At 81.1% G+C, this 2,613-nt stretch carries 2 protein-coding genes; both read right to left on the bottom strand.

Annotation, left to right across the window (positions count from 1 at the left end):
• Positions 1 to 1,496, bottom strand: a 1,496-nt coding sequence (gene selB, locus GTR00_RS18610; protein ID WP_166613057.1) for a selenocysteine-specific translation elongation factor, incomplete at its 3' end; no start/stop codon positions are given.
• 1 nt (position 1,497) lies between these two features.
• Positions 1,498 to 2,613, bottom strand: a 1,116-nt coding sequence (gene selA, locus GTR00_RS18605) for an L-seryl-tRNA(Sec) selenium transferase (protein WP_166613056.1), incomplete at its 5' end; no start/stop codon positions are given.

The following is a 2,613-nucleotide window of genomic DNA, read 5'->3' as shown; positions in this document are numbered from 1 at the left end:
GCCGAGACGTCGCCCAGGACGGCCTCGACGGCGCGCGCCACGCGCGGCGGCAGCTCCTCGGCGGCGGCGCCGGCCACCACGCGCCCGTCGGCCACGCGCAGGGGCGGGCGGGCGGCGGCCCGCGCGACGACGGCCTGCACCAGGGCCCGGTCGGGCAGGGCCAGCGCCCGGCGGGCCTCCTCCAGCGGCACGCCCGGCTGCAGGGGCTCGGCGGCGTCGTGGGCGGCGACGAGCTCGGCCAGCCGGCCGCCGAGCTGCTCCAGCAGGCCGGGGGCGGTGTGCCAGTCCCCCGCCACCGCAGCGGTGCGCACGTCCACGCCCATGGCCCGCAGCTCGGCCCCGCGCACGACGCGGCGCCGGCGCAGCTCGGAGGTCTCGTCCGGGGCGCCGTGCAGGTCGCGCAGGTCGGCGGTGCGGGCGGCGGCCGCCCCGCGCCGGCGCAGGGCGGGCGGGCGCACGTCGAGCACGACGCCGGCGCCGAGGACGAGGTGGCGGGCGGGGTCGCGCAGCAGCAGGCGGTCGCCGAGCACCAGCGGCAGCGGCGCGTCCAGCCGCAGCCGCACCAGCAGGTCCGCGCCGTCGGCGCCCAGCGGGCGCGGGCGGGCGGGCACGGCCGCGGAGCCGGCGTGCACGACGAGCTGCGCGGGCAGCTCCCCGGGCTCGCGCGCGGCGCCGGGGCAGCGCACGTCCACCACGTCGGTGCGCACCGACCGGCCGGGAGTGAGCAGGGCGTCGCCGCGGGCGACGTCGCCGCGGTCCAGGCCGCGCAGGTTGACCGCGACGCGGGCCACCGCGCCCACCTCGGTGCGCTCGCGCTCCAGGCTCTGCAGGCCGCGCACCCGCACGCGGCGCGCGCCGGCGGCGGTGGCCAGCTCCAGCTCGTCGCCGGTGCGCAGGGTGCCCGCGCCCAGGGTGCCGGTGACCACGGTGCCGGCGCCGCGGATGGTGAAGGCGCGGTCCACCCACAGCCGCACGGGCGCGTCCGCGTCGGGTGCGGGCACCGCGGCCAGCACGGCGGCCAGGGCGCGGCGCACGTCGTCCAGGCCGGCGCCGGTCAGGGTGCTGCACGCCACGGCGGGCACCTCGCCCAGGGAGGTGGCGGCCACCTCGGCGCGGGCGGCGGCCAGCGCGGGGGCGGGGTCGGCCAGGTCGGCGCGGGTGACCACGAGCAGGCCGTGGCGCACACCGAGGGCGTCGAGGGCGCAGAGGTGCTCGGCGGACTGCGGCATCCAGCCGCCGTCGGCGGCCACGACGAGCAGCGCCACCGGCACCGGGCCGACGCCGGCGAGCATGGTCGGCACGAACGAGGCGTGCCCGGGCACGTCGACGAAGGCGACCGTGCCGGCGCCGGGCACCTGCGCCCACGCGAAGCCCAGGTCGATGGTCAGGCCGCGGCGCTTCTCCTCCGCGAGCCGGTCGGGGTCGGTGCCGGTCAGGGCCCGCACCAGGCTGGACTTGCCGTGGTCGACGTGCCCGGCGGTGGCGACGACGTGCACGTCAGGCCCCCGCCCCGGCCGCGACCCGCAGCACCGCGGCGGCGACCTCGCCGTCGTGGGCGGGCGGCACGCAGCGCAGGTCCAGCAGCAGCCGGCCGTGCTCGACGCGGCCGACGACGGGCGGTTCGCCCAGGCGCAGCGGCGCGGCCCAGGCCTCCTCGAGGGCGACGGCGGCCGAGGCCAGCTCCACCCCGGGGGCGCCGCCGCCGCCGACGACGGCCGCGGCCTCGACCACGTCGGCGTCCACGCCGGCCGCGCGCAGCGAGCCCGCCAGCGCGCCGCAGCGCTCGCGCAGCACGGCCGGGTCGGCGTGCAGGGCGTCGCGGGTGGGGGTGCCGGGGCTGCGCAGGGTGGCCTCCAGGGCGGCGAGGGTGAGCTTGTCCACGCGCAGCGCCCGCGCCAGGGGGTGCCGGCGCAGCCGCTCGACGAGGTCGGCGCGCCCGAGCAGCAGCCCGGCCTGCGGGCCGCCGAGCAGCTTGTCGCCGCTGGCGGTGACGAGGTCGGCGCCGGCGGCCAGGGTGGTGGCGGCGTCGGGCTCGTCGGGCAGCAGCGGCTCGGGGCGCAGCAGCCCGGAGCCGGTGTCGACGACGACGGGCACCCCCAGGCCGGTCAGCCCGGCGGGCTCGACGCCGGCGGTGAAGCCGGTGACGACGAAGTTGGAGGGGTGGACCTTGAGCACCACGCCGGTGTCCGGGCCGATCGCGGCGGCGTAGTCGGCGCGGGTGGTGCGGTTGGTGGTGCCGACCTCGCGCAGCCGGGCGCCGGTGGAGACGAGCAGGTCGGGCAGGCGGAAGCCGTCGCCGATCTCGACCATCTCGCCGCGGCTGACGACGACCTCCCGCCCGGCGGCCAGCGCGGTGGCGGCCAGGACGAGGGCGGCGGCGCCGTTGTTGACGACGTGCACGTCCTGCGCCTCGGGCACGGCCTCGCGCAGGGCGGCCAGGGCGCCGCGGCCGCGGCGGGCGCGCCGGCCGGTGGCCAGGTCCAGCTCCACGTCGGTGGCGCCGGCGGCGGTGGCGACGGCCTCGACGGCGGCGGGGGCCAGCTGGGCGCGGCCGAGGTTGGTGTGCAGGACGGTGCCGGTGGCGTTGAGCACGCGGCGCACGGTGGAGGGGGC

The organism is Kineococcus indalonis (assembly GCF_009906395.1).
GTDB lineage: Bacteria > Actinomycetota > Actinomycetes > Actinomycetales > Kineococcaceae > Kineococcus > Kineococcus indalonis.
This window is presented reverse-complemented; position numbering and strand designations above follow the sequence as displayed.